Source organism: Roseicitreum antarcticum, assembly GCF_014681765.1.
Taxonomy (GTDB): Bacteria; Pseudomonadota; Alphaproteobacteria; order Rhodobacterales; family Rhodobacteraceae; genus Roseicitreum; species Roseicitreum antarcticum.
Genome location: NZ_CP061498.1, coordinates 2,693,855 through 2,714,218 on the forward strand (window position 1 = coordinate 2,693,855; position 20,364 = coordinate 2,714,218).

Sequence of the window (20,364 nt, forward strand, 5' to 3'; positions counted from 1 at the left end):
GGCTGGACCTTTCTGTGCGAAAATTCACATATGCTATGCAGTTATGTCTATTGTGTTCATTTGCGCAAGGTGTACCTGACAATTACAGATTTTTCAGGAGCTTCCCCCATGACCCATGTTCTGCGCCTTGACGCCACCATCAAATCCGATGGTTCTGTGTCCAAACAACTGACCGACCGCATCTCCGAGCGCTTTTCCAAGGCCGGTGCTGCAATAACCTCGCGCGACTTGTCCGCCGGGATCAGCATGATCGACGGCGCCTGGATGGGTGCGGTCTTTACCCCCGCTGACCAGCGCAGCGCTGAACAGGCGAAAATCGCCGCTGAATCAGATGCCTACCTGGCAGAGCTTCAGGCCGCCGATGTGATCTTGCTCGGCCTGCCGATCTATAACTTCGCCGTGCCCGCGCAGGTCAAAAGCTGGTTTGACCATGTCGCACGCCAAGGCGTGACGTTTGAATACACCGAAACCGGCCCGCGTGGCCTGCTGTCGGGCAAGCGCGCGATTGTTGCCATGTCCTCGGGCGGCACCACGCTGGGGTCGGACATCGACTTCGCTTCGGGCTGGGTGCGTCATATGTTCGGTTTCATGGGCATAACTGATGTAGAATTCATCGCTGCCGACAATATGGCCGTCGCTGCAGAGGAAAGTCTTCACGCAGCATTTGACGCGGCCGACAAACTGGCCGCATGATTTAAGTAAGGTCCGCCGGGACCATAACGCACTTGCCCGCGCCAGTCCTCCCTCTCGGCGCGGGCAAGCTGCGGATCACAATCGGGCAGGCGCCAGATCTGCGCACAGGTCAGCGGGCTGCGTTGCCTGCTTGACTCCGACCTCCCAACCGCCTATGCGAAATCCTGATTTCCGGAAGTCATGTCGCTTCCGGTCCTTGGCTATGCCATGGATCGCCACCCGTCAGCGAGGTTTCGCCCGCGGGTGCAGTACTGCGTTTGTAACGCCGGTTCGCCCGGCACAGGGTCAAGAGAGGGCCGGATATGTTCGAGAACCTTTCCGAACGCCTTGGCGGTGTATTCGACCGCCTGACCAAACAGGGCGCGCTGTCGGAGGATGACGTCAAGACTGCGCTGCGCGAAGTGCGCATTGCGCTGCTTGAGGCCGACGTTTCGCTGCCCGTCGCGCGCGATTTCATTGCCCGCGTCACGAAAAAAGCGACCGGCGCTGCCGTCACCAAATCGATTACGCCCGGGCAACAGGTTGTCAAGATCGTCCATGACGAACTGATCGCCACCCTGCGCGGTGAGGGTGACCCTGGCGTCCTGAAAATCGACAACCCGCCCGCGCCCATCCTGATGGTGGGCCTTCAGGGTTCGGGCAAGACCACGACCACCGCCAAACTGGCCAAGCGATTGAAAGAGCGCGAGGGCAAGCGTGTCCTCATGGCCTCGCTCGATACCAACCGCCCTGCGGCGATGGAGCAGTTGGCGATTCTCGGCACTCAGATCGGCGTGGATACGCTGCCGATCGTGAAGGGCGAAGATCCGGTTGCGATTGCAAAACGCGCCAAGACGCAGGCCAGCCTGGGTGGCTATGACGTTTACATCCTCGATACGGCTGGCCGTCTGCATATCGACGCCGACCTGATCGCGCAGGCCGCCGCCGTGCGCGACGTTGCCAATCCGCGCGAAACCCTGCTGGTCGTTGATGGCCTGACCGGGCAAGATGCAGTGAATGTCGCAACGGAGTTCGACGACAAGATCGGCGTGACGGGCGTGATCCTGACGCGGATGGACGGTGACGGGCGTGGCGGCGCCGCCCTGTCGATGCGCGCGATCACCGGCAAGCCGATCCGCTTTGTGGGTCTGGGCGAGAAAACTGACGCGCTGGAAACCTTCGAGGCAGAGCGTGTGGCCGGTCGCATTCTTGGCATGGGCGACATCGTTGCGCTGGTGGAGAAGGCACAGCAGACGCTGGAGGTCGAGCAGGCCGAGCGGATGATGAAGCGCTTCCAGAAGGGCCAGTTCAACATGAACGATCTGCGCGGCCAACTGGATCAGATGATGAAGATGGGCGGCATGCAGGGTGTCATGGGCATGATGCCGGGTATGGGCAAGATGTCCAAACAGGCGGAGGCTGCCGGGTTCGATGACAAGATGCTGCGCCGTCAGGTGGCGCTCATCAACTCGATGACCAAGAAGGAGCGCGCCCGCCCCGAATTGTTGCAGGCCAGCCGCAAGAAGCGCATCGCCGCCGGTGCCGGGCTGGAAGTGGCCGAACTGAACAAGCTGCTGAAGATGCACCGTCAGATGGCCGACATGATGAAGACCATGGGCAAGAAGGGTGTGCTGAAACAGGCCATGGCGGGCATGTTTGGCAAGGGCGGCGCGCCAAAGGATATGTCCGAAATGGATCCGGCCACGTTGCAGGCCATGGCCAAAGGCATGCCGGGCGGTATGCCCCCCGGCATGGGCGGTGGTATGGGTCTGCCCTCGGGCTTGTCGGGGCTGATGAAGAAAAAATGATGCCGGATCTGACACATACGCCGGTTCTGGAAACCCCGCAGCTGTTCCTGCGCGCGCCGCGTGCCAGCGATCTGCCGGCCCTTGTTGCCTATGCGACAGGTGCGCGGACGCGGTTTGTCGGCGGTCCGCGCGATGTCTATGCGGCGACAGAGAAATTCGCGGGCATGATCGGGCAATGGGTGCTGCGCGGCTTTGGCCGCTTCATCCTGACTGACCGCGATAGCGGTGCCGCCCTCGGCCATGCCGGGCCTTTGCAGATGGACACTACGCAACCGCTGGAACTGACATGGTCGCTGTGGGACGCAGCGTCCGAGGGGCGTGGCCTCGCGTCCGAGGCCGCCCTGGCAACTACCGGCTGGGTGTTTGAAACCCTGACCCCCACGGTCGCGCACACGCAGATCCACCGCGACAATACGGCGTCGCATGCCATCGCCCGGAAGCTGGGCGGACAGGTTGATGCGGGCGCGCCGTCCGTGATGGGCGAAGACTTCACGAAGTACAGCTTCACGGCGGAGGGGCTGCGCCAATGACAAGCGAAACCACCCGCGCCGCCGGCCTGCTGGCCAGCCATCGCGATAGCATCGACCGGCTGGATGCGATCCTGGTCTATACGCTGGCGGAACGTTTCAAACAGACTCAGGCAGTGGGTCGGCTGAAGGCCGAACATGCCTTGCCACCGTCCGATCCCGCGCGCGAGGAGCGTCAGATCGAACGGCTGGAGTGGTTGGCCAAAGAGGCCGATCTCGACCCGGAATTTGCCCGCAAATTCCTGACCTTCATCATATCAGAGGTGATCCGTCACCACGAACAGATCGCCGCGCGCGACACATAATACTCAAAGGAGAACTACAAAATGGCTACCAAAATCCGTCTGGCCCGTGGTGGGTCGAACAAGCGTCCGCACTATGCCATCGTTGCGTCCGACAGCCGCATGGCCCGCGACGGCCGCTTTTTGGAAAAGCTGGGCACCTATAACCCGCTGCTGCCCAAAGACAGCGAAGACCGCGTTAAAATGGATATGGAGCGTGTTCAGCATTGGCTGTCGACAGGCGCCCAGCCGACAGACCGCGTTGCCCGCTTCCTGGAAGCCGCCGGTTTGCGCACGAAGCCCGAGCGCGCTAACCTGAAGAAAGCCGTTCCCGGCAAGAAAGCGACCGAACGCGCCAAGGAAAAAGCCGCCAAGGCCGAAGCCGCCGCCGCGCCGGTCGAAGCTGCCGCCGACGCGGAATAAGGTCTTTCCCCCGGGGTGATCCGGGGGCGGACCAGTTTGCGCCCTGTCCCGGGAACGGGGCGGGGCGCAATAGCATTGGGGGCACCGCACCTGGGGCCCAGAGGTGGAGCGGAGCATGAGCGGTGATCGTGTCTGTGTCGGTGCAATCGCGGGCGCCTACGGCGTGCGGGGCGAGGTGCGGCTGAAGAGCTTCTGCGCCGATGCCACCGCCATCGCGGGCTATGCGCCGCTGTGGTTGGAAGACGGCTCGCGCAGCTTTGCGGTGACGCTGGGCCGCGCAATCCCGAACGGCATCACCGCGCTGCTGGGTGGCGTGACCAGCAAGGAGCAGGCCGATGCCCTGCGCGGCGTGCAATTGTTTGCCGACCGTGACAAGCTGCCGAACCTCCCGGATGATGAATTCTACCATGCCGACCTGATTGGCCTGTCGGTTTTCGACACTGGTGGGGCGGAACTGGGGCAGGTCCGCGCCGTGCTCAACCACGGCGCCGGGGACTTGCTGGAAGTATTTGGATCGGGGCTTAAAACCACGCTTTTGCTTCCCTTCACCCGGGCGGTGGTGCCCACGGTGGATCTGACGGCGAGGCGCATCATCGCCGACCCACCCGAGGGGTTGATCGAATGACCGAGGATACCGGTCGCCCGACAGCGGACAAACCCATGCGTGCCCGCGGACGGCTGGCGATTTCCGCCAGCCTGCAACCGCGCGACCTGATGGCCGACCGCCCCGCGTTGAAGGGTGCATGGCGCGCGAAGGTCATCACCCTGTTCCCCGAAGCTTTTCCCGGCACGCTGGGCCTGTCGCTGACCGGCAAAGCGCTGGATCAGGGCCTCTGGGCGCTGGAACCGATCGATCTGCGCCCGTTTGGCGAGGGGAAGCACCGCAACGTCGATGATACCCCTGCGGGGGGTGGTGCGGGCATGGTGCTGCGCGCCGATATCGTGGGTCGCGCCCTGTCAATGGCAGCCTTGAACACCCCGTCTGACCGCGCGCGCTGGCCTGTAGTCTATATGTCGCCGCGTGGCCGTCCGCTGACGCAGGCCATGGCACAGCGTTTCGCGCAAGCGGAGGGCATGACCATTCTGTGCGGCCGGTTTGAAGGCGTTGACGACCGCGCGCTGGAACATTTCAACGTCGAGGAAGTCAGCCTTGGTGACTTCGTTTTGACGGGCGGCGAGATCGCAGCAACAGCCTTGATTGATGCGGCGGTCCGGCTTATACCGCGCGTGCTTGGCAATCAGGAATCCACCGAAAACGAATCGTTTTCGGACGGCTTGCTTGAACACCCACAGTACACCCGCCCCTCTGTGTGGGAAGGCCATGACATACCTGACATTCTCCTGTCAGGGGACCATGGCCGTATCGCAGAATGGCGGCAGACGATGGCCGAAAGGCTGACACAACAACGCCGCCCTGACCTCTGGCGGGCTTACTGTGCAAAACACGGTAGGGACCCGGTGGACGACCAAGAGCTCTGAGGGACGCATCACGCCGTGGGAGCACCCGCGCATTTAGAGAAGGAAACCGCGATGAACCTGATCGCGCAGATCGAAGCTGAACAGATTGCCGAGCTTGGCAAGGAACTCCCGGATTTCCGCGCGGGCGACACCATCCGCGTGGGCTATAAAGTGACCGAAGGCACCCGTTCGCGCGTGCAGAACTTTGAAGGCGTGTGCATCGCCCGCAAGGGTGGCAGCATTGCAGCCTCGTTCACCGTGCGCAAAATCTCCTTCGGCGAAGGTGTGGAACGTGTTTTTCCGCTGTACTCGACCAACATCGCCCATATCGAAGTGGTGCGTCGCGGTCAGGTTCGTCGTGCGAAACTGTACTACCTGCGCGACCGTCGCGGTAAATCGGCGCGGATCGTCGAGAAAACCAACTACCGCCCAATGGCCGACAAAGCATAAGGACTGGGACGATGAAAGCAGAGATTCACCCCGAATATCACACCATCAACGTCAAGATGACCGATGGCACCGTGTATCAGACGCGTTCCACCTGGGGCAAAGAAGGCGACACGCTGTCGCTGGAAATCGACCCCACGGTGCACCCGGCATGGACTGGCGGTTCGACGCGCCTGATGGATGCCGGCGGCCGCGTGTCGAAGTTCAAGAACAAATACGCCGGTCTGGGCTTCTGATCGCCCGATTTGGCCGCATTGGCACTTTATTGCCGATGCAACCGGACATATAGAAAAGGCGCGCCCCTTGTGGCGCGCTTTTTTGTTGGAAGACGGGGGAAGACGTGGCGCATATCATCGTGGTCGGCAACGAAAAGGGTGGGTCGGGGAAATCGACCACCTCGATGCATGTCTCCGTTGCGCTGGCGCGTATGGGGCACAGCGTCGGGGCGGTTGATCTGGATGTGCGGCAACGGTCGTTTGGCCGCTATATTGAGAACCGCACTGCGTTTGCCGAGAAACAGCACGTGGACTTGCCGATCCCCGACTACCGTATCCTGCCCGAGGTGGATGCCACCACGCTGCAACCCGGCGAGAATGCTCAGGACAAGCGCCTGTCTGAAATCATGACCGAGCTGGAAGAAACCTGCGATTTCATCTTGATCGACTGCCCCGGCGCGCATACCCGGCTGAGCCAGTTGGCGCATTCGCTTGCCGATACACTTATTACGCCCCTCAACGACAGCTTCATCGACTTTGACCTGCTCGCCCGGATCGACCCGTATAGCGGCAAGGTGCTGGGCCCGTCGATATATGCCGAAATGGTCTGGACCGCACGTCAGATGCGCGCACAGGCCGGGCTGAAGCCGATCGACTGGATCGTGCTGCGCAACCGGCTGGGCGCGCAACAGATGCACAACAAGAAGAAGGTGGGCAAGGCGCTGGAAGACCTGTCGAAGCGCATCGGCTTCCGTGTCGCCCCGGGTTTCAGCGAGCGGGTGATTTTTCGCGAACTGTTCCCGCGGGGGCTGACGCTGTTGGACCTGAAAGACATCGGCGTCGAGTCGCTGAACATGTCCAATATTGCCGCCCGTCAGGAAGTCCGCGATCTGCTGACCACGCTCCGGCTACCGGGCGTGACGGTCAATGTTTGAATATGCGGCGGGCGGGCAGGTTGCGTGCCCGTTCCATCGTCATCGCATCGAGCCGTTGCATGAAGCGGTCGTGTGATGCGTCCACAAGCCCGTCGTGGCGTGGCTGATCGGCCAGAAGGTTCAGCGGCAGTTTCATCGACCCGCTGAATTTGCTGAGTGCGGTTTGCATGTACTTCATGTCGTCCCCCAGGGCGGGATATTCCGCCGTTTCCATGGTTGAGTTTTGACCCCGGAATGTGGCGCAAACTTGAACCAGTGGTGTCGCAAGAAGGGTTTTGTTGAGGTTTTGGGGGCTAGTGTCTGGCTGAGGGCGAAGCGCTTGCCTTGACCATGATACAATCCGCAGACGACGGGGTGACAATGACAGGGTCACTGAAGAGGGACGATTGCGCATGGCGCGCGCATCTGGCACCTGCGACTGATTTGGCGGGCCGCAGGTGTATGGACGGGTGTGACGGCTTGCTGCCTGGCGCGATCTCAGGACCCCGTCTGGCAAAGCCAGGGCGCCATCGTGAAACGGTGTGATTGAAACGACCTTGGAAGCGGGGGCCCCGTTGTACACGGAACCCCCATCCACCCACGGCACCCCACGCACCGTTGCAGTCAGGACTTGGTTCCGGACGTACTGCCCAGCACAATTACCATCGCAAAATCCTGGTTTCAGTGCAATATGCGAAGTATTGCGGCTTTTACGACAGTTTCTTTAAATGTTCAAACACTCCGTTTGCCGACTGCGTTTCGAATCAGTGGCTTAGGTCGTTTTGTCGTCTTGCCGCACAACCTGCATGCCGCAGGCGATACAACCAAAAGGCGTTCAGGTGTAAACGCTTTCCTTCCCGAAGTGCCGGGTAAGCATGTAATATACCACCACGCGATATTTGTTCCGCTCGGACTGGCCATAGGTTTCTATCGCGGCATCCAGCGCTTCGGACAAAGCGGGGGTGTCGGTCAGGCCAAGCTTCTTGATCAGGAAATTGCGGCGCACCGTTTCCAGCTCATGCGGCTGTCCGGCGGCAATGGTGGCGGCATCGGCGTCGTAAATTGCCGGGCCGCAGGCGATCGTCACCTTGCGCAGAAGGTCCATATCTGGCTCAATCCCGCATTTGTCTCGCAGATCCTCGGCATACCGCGCGATCAGGTCATCCCGTCTTCCCATTTCCCTTTCTCCGGTTTGTGGCGCCTGACCACAATGTGACACATTCACAAACTAAAACTAACAAAGATTTATGCCGTCCACGATGCGCCCGGGTTAGAGGCGCCGCAGCAGCTCTGGGGTGGGCCAGCCATCGGCGGGCATGCCCAGCTGTGCCTGTATCTGCTGCACCGCTACGCGGGTGTTGGCACCCAGGATGCCATCAACCCCGCCGACGTCGTACCCGCGTGACTGCAATTTCTGCTGCAAGTCGCGCATCTGGCCGTCGTTCAGCCCTGGTTCCGGGTTGCCCGCCGCATAGACCGGGGCACCTTCCAACCGGGTCGCGAAATAGCCGACGGTGACGATGTAGGTGAAGCTCTGGTTCCACTCGAACAATACGCGGAAGTTCGGGAAGATCATGAAGGCAGGGCCACGATGCCCCTGCGGCAGGATGATTGAGGCGGGCATGTTCCCCCCGGGCAAGCTGCCATAGCGCGGCTGCACCCCCATGCGTTGCCAGTCCGCGATCGTCAGTTGGGTCTCCAGCCCGGTCTGGCGCAGGTCCAACCCGGCGGGGATTGCGACCTCGTGCAGCCATGGTTGGTTGGCTTGCCATCCCTTGTTGCGCAGCATGCTCGCACCCGACATCAGCGCGTCAGCGACCGAGTTTTGCAGGTCGATGCGCCCATCGCCATCGCCATCCACGCCGCTGGCCAGAATGTCAGAGGGCAGCTTTTGCACCATCCCGATTTCGCCCGCCCAAGCGCCGGTCGTGCGGTTCGGGTCCAGCCCGCCCTGCCGGTACAGCATGATCGCCGACATGACCTGCGGGCGAAACAGTTCGGGGCGTCGACAATCATGCGCCAGGGTAACCAGCGCGTTCACCGTGTTGAAATCCCCCTGAAACGCGCCGTAATCAGTCTCGAACGCCCAAAAGGCCATCAGGATGCCGCGGGGTACGCCAAAGGTCTGTTGCGCGCGCTGGAAGATCGCCGCATGCCGTTCCGCGTTGCGCCGTCCCTGATCCATCCGGTTTTGCGAGATGAGCGCGCGCGAGAAGTCGATGAATGGGCGCTGGAAGATGCCCTGCCGCCGGTCGGCGTTCAGCACGCTCTGCTCCTGCCGTACGTTGCGAAAGAACGCATCGACATCGGACGCCGGGTGGCCTCGTTGCACCGCTTCGGCCTTCAACCCGTCGACAAAGCTGTTGAAGTTGCCGCCGCAGCTTTGGGCGAGGGCGGGCGCGGCGATAACGCCAAGGGCGCAGGTCAACGCGGCGGCGAGGGTGATACGCATGGTTCCTCCAACATCAAGTTGGGGGAACAGTATCAACCCGCGCCGCGCTGACAAGCCCTGATCCGGTCGCTATCCGGCGCGCCCGTGCGGCGCGTCAAAGTCCAGCACTGGGTTGATCGGGATGATGCGGTTAGGGTTAATCGTGTCGTGGCTGTAGTGATAGTGCCGCACGATATGGTCCATATGCACCGTGCCCGCCACGCCGGGCCATTGATACAATTCGCGCGTATAGGCCCACAGGTTGGGGTAGTCGCTGATGCGCCGCCGATTGCACTTGAAGTGCAGGTGATAGACGTTGTCGAACCGCAGCAGCGTCGGGAACAGTCGCCAGTCGGCCTCGGTCACGCGGTTGCCCGTCAGATAGCGCTGGCGGCCCAACAGGTCATCCAGCCAGTCGAGGCTGTCGAACAACTCATGCACGGCCTTGTCATAAGCTTCCTGCGTCGTGGCAAAGCCCGATTTATAGACGCCGTTGTTCACAGTGTCGTAAACGCGTGTGTTGACTGCCTCAATCTCGTCTTGCAACGCTTCGGGGCAGTAATCGTCGCTATTGCCGGTGATGCCGTTGAACGCGCTGTTGAACATCCGGAGAATCTCGGAGGATTCGTTGGAAACGATCATGCCGCGCTGTTTGTCCCAAAGTACCGGCACCGTCACCCGGCCCGAGATGTCGGGGTCCGCCTGCGTGTAGACATCGCGCAGGAACTTATGGCCGAAAAGGTCGTCACCCGTAGCCCCCGGGAAATCAGTAGCGAAGGTCCAGCCATCTTCCAGCATGTCGGGATGCACTGCCGAGATGCTGATATGCTCTTCCAGCCCTTTCAGTGCCCGAAAGATCAGCGTGCGATGGGCCCATGGGCAGGCGAAAGAGACATACAGGTGGTACCGCCCGCTTTCAGCCTTGAACCCACCTTCGCCGCTGGGACCGGCGCTGCCGTCAGCGGTGATCCAGTTGCGGAATCGCGACGTGTCACGCTTGAACGCTCCGCCGGACTTCTTGGTATCGTACCAGCTGGGGTCCCATTTGCCGTTGACCAGTTGTCCCATTTCTAATGCTCCTGAATTGATTTAATCGAATGTAACATGTGCTGATTTGAAGATAAGCCCGACATGGGCGCAGGTCCTGCGTATTTTCGCACAGGTTGGCCCGGGCCCGTTGACGGGCGCGTCGGGCTTTACCCCCTTCCCCGGATCGCCCCCTTGGTTTAGGTCTGGGTTATCCGACAGCGACACGATGGTTTTGGCTTGGCGTTACATGATTAAAAAATTTGATATTCTGGTCGTTGGGTCCGGCCCCGCCGGCAGCGCCGCAGCTTTCACTGCAGCCAGTGCGGGGCTGTCGGTGGCGTTGATCGACAAGGCTGCCTTTCCGCGCGACAAGTTGTGCGGCGGGGGTATCACCGGGCGCTGTGCCTCGGCGCTGTCACAGGTGTTTGGACAGGAGATCACGCCCGATCTGTTCCTGACAAGCCAGCGCGTGCGGCTGTTTTCCCAAGGGGCGCTGCTGGCCGATGTGCGTGATGCCCCGCCGATCCATATGACGATGCGCCGAGACTTTGATGCCGTCTTGCATGCCCAGGCGAAAGCGGCGGGGGCGCAGGTGTTCGCGCCCGCACGGATAGCCGATCTTGATCCGGCGACGGGGGTGGCGCGGCTGGGCGATGGGCAGATTTTGCAGGGCCAGCTGATTGTTGGTGCGGATGGTGCGAACAGCATTGTGGCGCGTGCGCTTTATGGCAAGGCGCAGCGCTATCGCGACGTCGCCTTCGGACTTGAGGTGGAGCTGCCGCGCGACACGGTGGACGGCGATATGGTCGACATTGATATCGGCGCGGTGGCGTGGGGCTATGGCTGGGTCTTTCCGAAACGTGGATCTGTCACGGTGGGGGTTTGCGGCACCCATGTGCGAAACCCTGACATGCGCGCCGTGCTGGATCGGTATGCCAACCAAGGTCCAGCGATGGTGCGGGCTTTGTCGTCGGCGCAGTGCAAGGGTGCGTTTCTGCCCACTGGCTGGCGACTTGGTGCCCCGGGCGAGGGGCGCGTGCTGCTGGTGGGTGATGCCGCCGGGCTGGTGGACCCGCTGACGGGTGAGGGGATTGGCTGGGCCATCCGGTCGGGCGAACTTGCTGCCCAGGCTTCTATCCGGGCACTGGGCGCCGGTGCCCCGGGTGCTGCGATCCGCCATTACGCCGCCGAGATCCGCTATGTGCAGGACGAAATCCGTATCGCGGGCCGTATCGCGCGGCTGGCCTATACGCGCGCCCTGCGTCCGATCTTCGCCCGTACTGTGCGCGATAATCCAAAGATGACACGCAATGCGTTGCGGCTGCTGGCAGGGCAGTTCGATTATCAGGACTTCGGCTTGGCCTTCGCCGGGCGAATTACCCGTCGCATGGGGCGGGCTGTTCTGGCGCGCTGATTAACGCAGGGCGTGCTTGACCCCCCTGCGGCAGCAAGCTACGCGATGCGGAATTATTTCCCCAATGATGGAGCCTGCGCCATGACCAACCCTTCGCTTCTTATCCTGCCCGGTGACGGCATCGGCCCCGAGGTCATGGCCGAGGTGCGCAAGGTCATCGACTGGTTCGGCGCGAACCAGGGCCTCAACTTCGACGTTTCCGAAGATCTGGTCGGCGGGGCTGCCTATGACGTACATGGCGTGCCGCTGCATGATGACACGATGGCCAAGGCGTTGGCAGTGGACGCTGTGCTGTTGGGTGCGGTCGGCGGACCGAAATATGACACTCTGGATTTCAGCGTCAAACCTGAACGCGGCCTGTTGCGCCTGCGTAAGGAGATGGATCTGTTTTCCAACTTGCGCCCTGCGCAATGCTTCGACGCGCTGGCTGATTTCTCGTCCCTGAAAAAGGACGTAGTGGCGGGCCTCGACATCATGATCGTGCGCGAACTTACAAGTGGCGTCTATTTCGGCGAACCGCGCGGGATCTTCGAGGAAGGGAATGAGCGCGTCGGCATCAACACCCAGCGCTATACCGAATCCGAGATTGACCGCGTTGCGCGGTCGGCCTTTGAACTGGCGCGCAAACGCTCGGGCAAGGTCTGTTCGATGGAAAAAGCCAATGTGATGGAATCGGGCATCTTGTGGCGGGAAGTGGTGCAGAAGGTGCGCGATACCGATTACCCGGATATCGAGCTGTCGCATATGTATGCCGACAATGGCGCGATGCAGCTGGTGCGCTGGCCAAAACAGTTTGACGTGATCGTCACCGATAACCTGTTTGGCGACATCTTGTCGGATTGCGCCGCGATGCTGACGGGTTCCTTGGGGATGCTGCCTTCGGCAAGCCTTGGGGCGCCGCGTGCCAATGGGCGTCCGGCGGCCTTGTATGAGCCTGTCCACGGCTCGGCGCCTGATATTGCCGGGCAGGGCAAGGCGAACCCGATCGCCTGCGTCCTGTCGTTTGCGATGGCGCTGCGCTACAGCTTCGACGCAGGCGCGGCGGCCGATCAGTTGGAGGCTGCGGTGCAGAAAGTGTTGGCCGATGGCGCGCGCACCGCCGATCTGATGGGCGCCGAGGGGGGCACGCCGCTGACGACCACGCAGATGGGCGACGCGATCATCGCGGCGCTGAGCGCCTGAGGTCAGAGGGCTGGCCCGGCACGCGCCGGGCGGGTCGCCTGAAGGTTCAGACACCGATACAGATATGAAAAAAGGGGGCCGTTCTGGCCCCCTTTTCCCGTTTTTGTCACAAGTGGTGACGGCAGATTACATCATGCCGCCCATACCGCCCATGCCACCCATGTCGGGCATGCCGCCGTTGCCGCCTTGGCCTTTCGGCTCGGGCTTGTCGGCGATCATCGCCTCGGTGGTGATCAGCAGCCCAGCAACCGATGCAGCGTCTTGCAGCGCGGTGCGCACAACCTTGGCCGGATCGATCACGCCGAATTTGAACATGTCGCCATATTCTTCAGTCTGCGCGTTGAAGCCGAAGGTCTTGTCGTCGCTCTCGCGGATTTTGCCCGCAACAACCGAACCGTCCACACCGGCGTTTTCAGCGATCTGACGCAGCGGTGCTTCCAGTGCCTTGCGCACGATGGAGATACCCACGGTCTGGTCGCTGTTCTCACCGGTCAGGCCGTCAAGCGATTTGGCTGCCTGAAGCAGGGCCACACCACCGCCGACAACGATGCCTTCCTGAACGGCAGCGCGGGTTGCGTTCAGCGCGTCATCGACGCGGTCTTTACGCTCTTTCACTTCCGTTTCAGTCATGCCGCCGACGCGGATCACGGCAACACCACCGGCCAGTTTGGCCAGACGCTCTTGCAGCTTCTCTTTGTCGTAGTCGCTGGTGGTTTCTTCGATCTGCTGACGGATCTGGCTCACGCGTGCTTCGATCTCGGCTTTTTCGCCGTTGCCGTCAACGATGGTGGTCTCATCCTTGGTGATCTGCACTTTCTTGGCCGATCCCAGCATGTCCATGCCGACGTTTTCCAGCTTCATGCCCAGATCGTCGCTGATGACCTGACCGCCGGTCAGGATTGCGATGTCTTGCAGCATGGCCTTGCGACGGTCGCCAAAGCCCGGTGCCTTGACGGCAGCGATCTTCAGACCACCGCGCAGCTTGTTGACCACGAGGGTCGCCAGCGCTTCGCCTTCGACATCTTCAGCGATAATCAGCAGCGGCTTTTGCGACTGGATGACTTGTTCCAGCAGCGGCACCATGGATTGCAGCGACGAGAGTTTCTTCTCATGCAGCAAGATCAGGCAGTCTTCCAGTTCGGCAACCATCTTTTCGGGATTGGTGACGAAGTAGGGCGACAGGTAGCCACGGTCGAACTGCATCCCTTCGACCACATCGGTCTCGGTTTCCAGGCCTTTGTTTTCTTCGACGGTGATGACACCCTCGTTGCCGACTTTCTGCATCGCGTCAGCGATCTGGCGGCCGATTTCGGCTTCACCGTTGGCCGAGATCGTGCCGACCTGCGCCACTTCGGCGGTGTCGTTCACGGGGCGTGCAGCGGCGCGGATCGCAGCGACGACCTTGGTGGTGGCCAGATCGATGCCACGCTTCAGGTCCATCGGGTTCATGCCGGCGGCGACCGATTTCAGGCCTTCGCGCACGATGGCTTGTGCCAGAACGGTTGCGGTGGTGGTGCCGTCGCCCGCTTCGTCATTGGTGCGGTTGGCGACTTCTTTCACCATCTGCGCGCCCATGTTCTCGAACTTGTCTTCCAGTTCGATCTCTTTGGCGACAGTGACACCGTCTTTGGTGATGCGGGGTGAGCCGAAGGATTTATCGATCACCACGTTGCGGCCTTTCGGGCCCAGCGTGACTTTCACAGCGTCGGCGAGGATGTTCACGCCGCGCAGCATCCGGTTACGGGCATCGGTGTTAAACTTGACGTCCTTAGCAGCCATGTTGCTTGCTCCTGGTTGTCTGAAATTACGGTTGGAAAATCAGCGGATTGTTCAGGCGATGATGCCCAGAACGTCGCTTTCTTTCATGATCAGCAGGTCTTCGCCATCAAGGCTGACCTCGGTGCCGGACCATTTGCCAAACAGAACGCGGTCGCCGATTTTGACGGACATCGCGATAAGGTCGCCCGATTCTTTGCGCGCACCTTCGCCGATTGCGACGATTTCGCCTTCTGCGGGCTTTTCTTTCGCGGTGTCGGGGATGATCAGGCCGCCCTTGGTTTTCTCTTCGCCTTCGATGCGGCGCACCAATACACGGTCATGCAGCGGTTGAAATGCCATCTGAGAACGCTCCCTAGGTTCCAGGTTGAATTGATATTAGCACTCATCTGTGTCGAGTGCTAATGAAGCCTAGATAGGGGTGGGGCAGGTCACTGTCAACGGGGCAGTCGTTTAAAAGCGCTGGATTTGGACGGGCTGGACAGACACGGGCTGTTGTGCCGGATTTTTGATAAAAATCAGATAGTTGCGCAAGGCGCCCTAAAGCCGCCCGGCGTCGATGATGCGTTGCAGGAACTGCTGGGTGCGGGCGTGCTCCGGCGTGGTAAAGATTTGTGATGGCGGTCCCTGTTCCAGGATGCGCCCGTCGGCCAGAAAGCAGACCGTATCCGCGACATCACGGGCAAAGCCCATCTCATGCGTGACGATCACCATGGTCATGCCGTCGTCCTTCAGGCGGCGGATGATCGTGAGCACCTCGCCCACCAGTTCGGGGTCGAGCGCCGCGGTGATCTCATCAAGCAGCAGAACATCGGGGCGGGTCGCCAGTGCACGCACCACCGCGACCCGTTGTTGTTGCCCGCCTGACAGCTGTTCGGGATAGGTGCGGGCGAAATCCGCCATGCCGAACATGGCCAGCAGGTCCATCGCCTGCGCCTCGGCCTCGGCGCGGGGGCGCTTGTAAACGCGACGTGGCGCCAGCGTGATGTTTTCCAGTACCGACATGTGGGGGAACAGGTTGTAGCCCTGAAAAACGATACCGATGCGGCGTTGCAGCCCGGTCAGTCCAAAGCCCGGGTCATCCACCGGGGTGCCGTCCAGCAGGATTGTGCCGTGGTCGAAGTCTACCAGCCGGTTGATGCAGCGCAGAAGTGTCGATTTGCCCGAGCCTGACGCGCCGATCAGGCACACAACCTTATGCGGCGCGATGGTCAGGGACACATCGTCGAGCACCAGCGTGTCGCCATAGTATTTCGTGACGCTGTCGATGACGATCTGTCCCATCACCCGGCTCCTTGCGTGCGGCGGGCACGGTCGCGGCGGGCCAGATGATCGGTCAGCCGGGCAAGAGGGATAGAGGTGGCCATGAACAGCAGGGCGGCGACCACCAGCGAGGAATAGTTGAAAGTCGAGGCAGTGAAAATCTGCGCCTCGCGCACCGCGTCGCGCACCCCGATCACAGACAGCAGCACCACGTCCTTTTGCAGCGCGACCACCAGATTGAGCAGCGCGGGAATGACATTGCGGATCGCCTGTGGCAGCACCGCGTACCACATGGTCTGCCATTGACCGAGGCCGAGCGCCTTTGCCGCCGCGCGCTGTCCGTCATGTACCGCGTCGATGCCCGCGCGGTAGATCTCGCACGCATAGGCGGAATAGCTGAGGACCATGGCGACAAAGCCCCAGAACAACCCGCTTGAAGGCAGGCCTGACAGGTTCAGCGCCGGGATGCCGAAGCCGAACAAGAGCACCAGTAAAAGCGCCGGAATGCCGCGGAACAGGTCGACGTAGACCATGGTGAAGATGCGCAGCGGCGCGAACCATGGCCCTGTCATGGACCGCATGACCGCCAGCACCAGCGCCCAGATGCCGATGGCAACCAGCCCCGCCCCCCACAGCCAGAGGTTGGTCCAGAAGCCGCCCAGCACGCGGGGGAAGGCCTGTCGCATGGCGTCTAGGTTGAAGAACTGCGCCTGGATGCGGGGCCATGCCTCCGACCCGCCGACGACGTAGGACAGCGCGATCACCATAGCCGTAACGCTGGCCACGCTGATGAGGGCGGGAAGGTAGCGCTGTTGCCATGACAAGGCGCGCTTTCGCGGCGGGAGCGGGCGACGTGGGGGCGCCTCTGCAATGGAAGGGGCCGCAGAAGCGGCCCCGGAAGATTCAGCGCTGGGTAGGGGTTTCATTCACTGATCACTGGCAGGTCAGGGTCGGAAACCAGATAGGTTGCTTTCAATTCCTCAATCGTTCCGGCGTCGATGACATTGGTTAACGCATCGTTAACCCAGTCGACCAGCGGGTTGTCGTATTCGAACAGCAGGCCATGGCCACGGTCATTCGCATCCGACGGCAGAAGGGCAGTGATTTCCGCGTCGGGCACTTGAACCGCCGTTACAAAAAGCGCCGAGGGCAGGGCGAAGACTGTCGCGTCGATTTGCCCCGACTGCATGGCAAGGAACACGTCAACTTGCTGGCTGTAGACGGCGGCGTCGCTGATCCCGAGAATGTTCTCCAGATAGTCTGCATCCGTGGTCCCCAGCGTCACCCCCCAGCGCGCGGTGCGCAGGTCGTCAAAGCTGGTCGCGTCGATCACCGGACTGCCGGGCAGCGCGATCACGGCCTTTTCCGGCTGATAATAGACATCGCTGAAGGTCACGACCTGTGCGCGCGCTCCGGTCACTGAAATCTGCTGGATGGCGAAATCGAAGTCTTTCGGCCCCGGTGCGATGGTTTGATCGAAGCTGTTGCCTGTCCAGACGACATCCCCGGGAGCAAAGCCCATTTCAGCGGCCAGCGCATAAACCAGTCCGTTTTCAAAGCCTTCACCGCCCGCCGGATCGTTGTTCAGCATCCAGGGTGCATATACCGGATCGCCTGTGCCCACGGTCAGTTTGCCCGGGGTGACCAGATTTGGGTCGTTGACGGTGCGTTCCTGGGCAAACAACGCGGTGGTCAGCGCCATGAGGGCGATCACCGCGCCAAACACGCGCAGGCTGAGTGCTGCCATGCTGCGCGCAGGCAGAGGTTTGGCCAGAGTGGTGGCGCGCGCGGCGCTGCGATTCTTCATCCCATATCCTTACAAAAGCCGGATTACGATTTGCTTAACAATAATGACAGTTTGCACGGGTGCAAGGCGATGTACGGGCCGCACCCGTTTTGGCCCGGATGCAGCCGTGACAAATGCCGCCCACGCGCCTATAAGCTGCGCCAAAAGCCAATTAACACTGGAATTCCGACATGATTAGAGTATTCGGCCACCTTGCCCCCGACACCGATTCGACCGGCTCGGCCGTGATCTGGGCGTGGTATCTGTCACAGGTGCAAGATACGCCCGCCGTACCGGTGCTGCTGGGCACGCCCAACACCGAAGCGGGCTTTGTGCTGCAACGCTGGAACGTGGCGCAGCCCGAGATCATCGCGGATGTCGCTGCGGGGGAACCCGTTGTTATCGTTGATACAAACAACCCGGCCGAGCTTCCGCCATCAATCAACAACGCCGATATTCGGGCGATCATCGACCACCACAAACTGGTTGGTGGGCTGGAGACGAAAGGGCCGATCGACATTACCCTGCGTCCGCTGGCCTGCACCGCGACGCTGATGTTCGACCTGATGGGCGCGGATGCCGAAAAAATGCCGCGCGAAATCAAGGGACTGATGCTGTCTTGCATCCTGTCGGACACGCTGGAATTCCGCAGCCCGACCACCACGCCGCATGACCGTGCGGTAGCGGAAATGCTGGCCGCGGATCTGGGCATCGTGGTGCAGGATTACGCCGCCGAGATGTTCGCGGCGAAATCCGATGTGTCGCAGTTCAGCGATGCGGAATTGCTGCGGATGGACAGCAAAACCTTTGATGTTGAAGGCAAAAAATTCCGAGTCTCGGTGCTGGAAACCACGGCGCCGCAGGTTGTTCTGGATCGCAAGGACAGCCTGATGGCGACCATGCAGACGGTTGCGGCGGAAGATGGCGCGGATCAGGTGCTGCTGTTCGTCATCGACATCTTGCGCGAAGAGGCGACTGTTCTGGTGCCCAACGACCTGGTGAAATCGCTGGTCGAGGCGTCGTTCGGCGCGAAAGTCAGCGGCGATCTGGTCGTTTTACCGGGGATCATGTCGCGCAAGAAACAGATCATCCCCAACCTGAAGTTGTAAAGCTGCCCGCAGTTTCCGGCGCATTTTGCCCGTCAAACCGCGTCTGGAAACGGTATGGTTCCGGTATGGGTTTGGTATGGCTCCGATCCGGCCCTATTCACGTTTCAGAAAGAAATCGCATGACCCGTATCATCCAGTCCCTGTCCGAAGTCGCGCGCGATTACGAGGTGCTTTTTTGCGACCTCTGGGGGTGTGTCCATAACGGGCAGACCCCCTATCCGGCGGCGGTTGCGGCCTTGCAGGCGTTTCGCGCGGGCGGCGGCACTGTGGTGCTGATGACCAACGCGCCGCGCCCGCATTCGGGCGTGGCGGGGATGCTGGCGCGGATTGGCCTGCCGGACGGATGCCATGATCTGATCGTTGCGTCCGGCGATGCAAGCCAGGAGGCGATGATGATGGGCGCGGTGGGGCGGAAGGTGTGGCACCTTGGCCCATCGAAGGACGACGCGTTCTTCGAGGACCTGCCCGACTGGGTGGCCGATCAACCTGCGGTCACACGGGTCAGCTTTGAGGAGGCCGAGGGCATCGTGTGCACCGGGCCGTTCAATGAGATGACCGAAACGCCCGATGATTACCGGGCGAAATTCCTGTCAGCCAAGGCGCGCGGGCTGAAATTGCTATGCGCCAACCCTGATCTGGTGGTCGATTACGGCGAGACGCGGATCTACTGCGCCGGGGCGCTGGCGCAGCTTTATGAGGAAATGGGGGGCGAAAGCCTCTATTTCGGCAAGCCGCATCCGCCGATCTACGACCTTGCGCGCCGCAAACTGGCCGCGATGGGGGGCGATGCGGGGCCGGATCGCATTCTGGCCATTGGCGACGGGATCAACACCGATGTCGCGGGCGGCGTGGGCGAGGGGATTGATACGCTGTTCATCACCGGCGGGCTGGCGGCGGACCTGTTTGGCGATGACGTGGAAAACCCCGATGCGGGTCTGCTGGAGACGTGGCTGGAGGGTCAGACCTCGCACCCGGTGCTGACCATGGGGCGGCTGCGTTAGGGCATTCGGTAACGTAATAAAGTTGCCACATTTTTGACTGCATCGTAATTTAGTTGCTGGGCCGTGTTGCATTCGCACGGCCTCAACGCTATGCTGCACTGCAACATGCGCCTGCGCCGCGTTGGCGTTCGTGTTCCCTTACCGGAGTGTTTGTGATGTTGGATGCCGCCTTGAACGACAATTTGCCGCGTGGAACCATCTGTATCGAGGACTTGGAGATCGGGATGACCCGGTATCTGCGCAAGGAAATCACCGACCGCGACATCGCGCTGTTTGCCGAAGTCTCGACAGATCACAACCCGGTGCATCTGGATGATGCCTATGCGCGCGACACCATTTTTGCAGGGCGGATCGCGCATGGCATGCTGACGGCGGGGCTGATCTCGGCGGTGATTGGTGAGCAATTGCCGGGGCATGGCTCGGTCTATCTGGGGCAGTCGCTGAAGTTCATGGCCCCGGTCCGGCCCGGCGATACGGTTCTGGCTGAAGTCACGGTGCGGGAAATTGACCATGGCCGCCGCCGGGTGACCCTTGATTGTCGCTGCGCCGTGGGCGATACCACGGTCCTGAAGGGCGAGGCGCTGGTTCTGGCCCCAAGCCGCAAGTTCGACTGAAGGGCCGCGCGCCC

24 protein-coding genes are annotated in these 20,364 nt (G+C 61.4%); 15 read left to right on the top strand and 9 right to left on the bottom strand.

Features of this window, described 5'->3' with window-relative positions:
- The first annotated feature begins 108 nt into the window (after window positions 1–108).
- The 10 genes from H9529_RS12880 to H9529_RS12925 all read left to right on the top strand — a co-directional run bounded on the left by H9529_RS12880 (window position 109) and on the right by H9529_RS12925 (window position 6,766).
- Window positions 109–693, top strand: a complete 585-nt coding sequence (locus H9529_RS12880) for an FMN-dependent NADH-azoreductase (protein ID WP_092884871.1) — start codon at window positions 109–111, stop codon at window positions 691–693.
- Window positions 694–995: 302 nt separating this feature from the next.
- The gene (gene ffh / locus H9529_RS12885) at window positions 996–2,480 is read left to right on the top strand and encodes a signal recognition particle protein (RefSeq protein ID WP_092884873.1); all 1,485 of its coding nucleotides are present in this window, start codon (window positions 996–998) and stop codon (window positions 2,478–2,480) included.
- Window positions 2,477–3,010 (top strand): GNAT family N-acetyltransferase, encoded by a 534-nt coding sequence (locus tag H9529_RS12890; protein ID WP_092884875.1) that lies wholly within the window; start codon window positions 2,477–2,479, stop codon window positions 3,008–3,010. The genes ffh and H9529_RS12890 overlap by 4 nt, the downstream gene beginning before the upstream one ends.
- The gene (locus H9529_RS12895) at window positions 3,007–3,312 is read left to right on the top strand and encodes a chorismate mutase (RefSeq protein WP_092884876.1); all 306 of its coding nucleotides are present in this window, start codon (window positions 3,007–3,009) and stop codon (window positions 3,310–3,312) included. Before H9529_RS12890 ends, H9529_RS12895 begins: the two co-directional genes overlap by 4 nt.
- 21 nt (window positions 3,313–3,333) lie before the next feature.
- A complete protein-coding gene (gene rpsP, locus H9529_RS12900) occupies window positions 3,334–3,711 on the top strand; it encodes a 30S ribosomal protein S16 (protein WP_092884878.1) in 378 nt (125 codons plus the stop codon).
- A gap of 115 nt (window positions 3,712–3,826) precedes the next feature.
- Window positions 3,827–4,336: a ribosome maturation factor RimM gene (gene rimM, locus H9529_RS12905; RefSeq protein ID WP_092884880.1), complete on the top strand. Its 510-nt coding sequence runs from the start codon at window positions 3,827–3,829 to the stop codon at window positions 4,334–4,336.
- A complete protein-coding gene (gene trmD / locus H9529_RS12910; protein ID WP_092884881.1) occupies window positions 4,333–5,190 on the top strand; it encodes a tRNA (guanosine(37)-N1)-methyltransferase TrmD in 858 nt (285 codons plus the stop codon). The genes rimM and trmD overlap by 4 nt, the downstream gene beginning before the upstream one ends.
- A gap of 51 nt (window positions 5,191–5,241) precedes the next feature.
- Window positions 5,242–5,619, top strand: coding sequence for a 50S ribosomal protein L19 (rplS, locus tag H9529_RS12915; protein WP_092884883.1), 378 nt, complete (start codon window positions 5,242–5,244; stop codon window positions 5,617–5,619).
- A gap of 11 nt (window positions 5,620–5,630) precedes the next feature.
- The gene (gene rpmE / locus H9529_RS12920; protein ID WP_092884885.1) at window positions 5,631–5,852 is read left to right on the top strand and encodes a 50S ribosomal protein L31; all 222 of its coding nucleotides are present in this window, start codon (window positions 5,631–5,633) and stop codon (window positions 5,850–5,852) included.
- 104 nt (window positions 5,853–5,956) lie between these two features.
- Window positions 5,957–6,766 (top strand): division plane positioning ATPase MipZ, encoded by an 810-nt coding sequence (locus H9529_RS12925; protein ID WP_092884887.1) that lies wholly within the window; start codon window positions 5,957–5,959, stop codon window positions 6,764–6,766.
- On the opposite strand, the gene H9529_RS12930 is transcribed toward H9529_RS12925, so the two are convergent.
- From H9529_RS12930 to H9529_RS12945, 4 genes are all read right to left on the bottom strand, one after another.
- Window positions 6,756–6,980 (bottom strand): hypothetical protein, encoded by a 225-nt coding sequence (locus tag H9529_RS12930; RefSeq protein ID WP_092884889.1) that lies wholly within the window; start codon window positions 6,978–6,980, stop codon window positions 6,756–6,758. The two genes, H9529_RS12925 and H9529_RS12930, sit on opposite strands and share 11 nt — an antisense overlap.
- A gap of 600 nt (window positions 6,981–7,580) precedes the next feature.
- Window positions 7,581–7,922, bottom strand: coding sequence for a DUF2853 family protein (locus H9529_RS12935; RefSeq protein ID WP_092884891.1), 342 nt, complete (start codon window positions 7,920–7,922; stop codon window positions 7,581–7,583).
- A gap of 93 nt (window positions 7,923–8,015) precedes the next feature.
- Window positions 8,016–9,197: a lytic murein transglycosylase gene (locus tag H9529_RS12940; protein ID WP_092884893.1), complete on the bottom strand. Its 1,182-nt coding sequence runs from the start codon at window positions 9,195–9,197 to the stop codon at window positions 8,016–8,018.
- Between the two features lie 69 nt (window positions 9,198–9,266).
- Window positions 9,267–10,244: a glutathione S-transferase family protein gene (locus H9529_RS12945; RefSeq protein ID WP_092884895.1), complete on the bottom strand. Its 978-nt coding sequence runs from the start codon at window positions 10,242–10,244 to the stop codon at window positions 9,267–9,269.
- 208 nt (window positions 10,245–10,452) lie between these two features.
- On the opposite strand from H9529_RS12945, the gene H9529_RS12950 reads away from it, so the two are divergent.
- Together H9529_RS12950 and leuB are read left to right on the top strand one after the other, a co-directional pair.
- Window positions 10,453–11,619 carry a geranylgeranyl reductase family protein gene (locus H9529_RS12950; protein ID WP_176846806.1) on the top strand — a complete coding sequence of 389 codons (1,167 nt, stop codon included), beginning with the start codon at window positions 10,453–10,455 and terminating at the stop codon, window positions 11,617–11,619.
- Between the two features lie 81 nt (window positions 11,620–11,700).
- Complete coding sequence (gene leuB, locus H9529_RS12955) at window positions 11,701–12,801, top strand: 3-isopropylmalate dehydrogenase (protein ID WP_092884899.1); 1,101 nt, start codon at window positions 11,701–11,703, stop codon at window positions 12,799–12,801.
- A 126-nt stretch (window positions 12,802–12,927) separates the two neighbouring features.
- Here the strand turns inward: leuB and groL are convergent, their stop codons facing one another.
- The 5 genes from groL to H9529_RS12980 all read right to left on the bottom strand — a co-directional run bounded on the left by groL (window position 12,928) and on the right by H9529_RS12980 (window position 17,647).
- Window positions 12,928–14,580, bottom strand: a complete 1,653-nt coding sequence (gene groL, locus H9529_RS12960) for a chaperonin GroEL (RefSeq protein ID WP_092884901.1) — start codon at window positions 14,578–14,580, stop codon at window positions 12,928–12,930.
- 51 nt (window positions 14,581–14,631) lie between these two features.
- Window positions 14,632–14,919, bottom strand: coding sequence for a co-chaperone GroES (locus H9529_RS12965; protein WP_092884903.1), 288 nt, complete (start codon window positions 14,917–14,919; stop codon window positions 14,632–14,634).
- A gap of 198 nt (window positions 14,920–15,117) precedes the next feature.
- Window positions 15,118–15,861 carry an amino acid ABC transporter ATP-binding protein gene (locus H9529_RS12970; protein ID WP_092884905.1) on the bottom strand — a complete coding sequence of 248 codons (744 nt, stop codon included), beginning with the start codon at window positions 15,859–15,861 and terminating at the stop codon, window positions 15,118–15,120.
- A complete protein-coding gene (locus H9529_RS12975; RefSeq protein WP_223814166.1) occupies window positions 15,861–16,664 on the bottom strand; it encodes an amino acid ABC transporter permease in 804 nt (267 codons plus the stop codon). Before H9529_RS12975 ends, H9529_RS12970 begins: the two co-directional genes overlap by 1 nt.
- 98 nt (window positions 16,665–16,762) lie before the next feature.
- Complete coding sequence (locus tag H9529_RS12980) at window positions 16,763–17,647, bottom strand: ABC transporter substrate-binding protein (protein ID WP_092884909.1); 885 nt, start codon at window positions 17,645–17,647, stop codon at window positions 16,763–16,765.
- Between the two features lie 170 nt (window positions 17,648–17,817).
- Between H9529_RS12980 and H9529_RS12985 the strand changes: the two genes are divergently transcribed.
- The 3 genes from H9529_RS12985 (at window position 17,818) to H9529_RS12995 (ending at window position 20,350) form a co-directional block, all read left to right on the top strand.
- A complete protein-coding gene (locus tag H9529_RS12985) occupies window positions 17,818–18,735 on the top strand; it encodes a manganese-dependent inorganic pyrophosphatase (protein ID WP_092884911.1) in 918 nt (305 codons plus the stop codon).
- Between the two features lie 119 nt (window positions 18,736–18,854).
- Window positions 18,855–19,736, top strand: coding sequence for a TIGR01459 family HAD-type hydrolase (locus H9529_RS12990; RefSeq protein WP_092884913.1), 882 nt, complete (start codon window positions 18,855–18,857; stop codon window positions 19,734–19,736).
- Window positions 19,737–19,906: 170 nt separating this feature from the next.
- On the top strand, window positions 19,907–20,350 hold the full coding sequence (locus H9529_RS12995; protein WP_092885376.1) for a MaoC family dehydratase: 444 nt from the start codon (window positions 19,907–19,909) through the stop codon (window positions 20,348–20,350).
- Window positions 20,351–20,364: the final 14 nt, after the last annotated feature.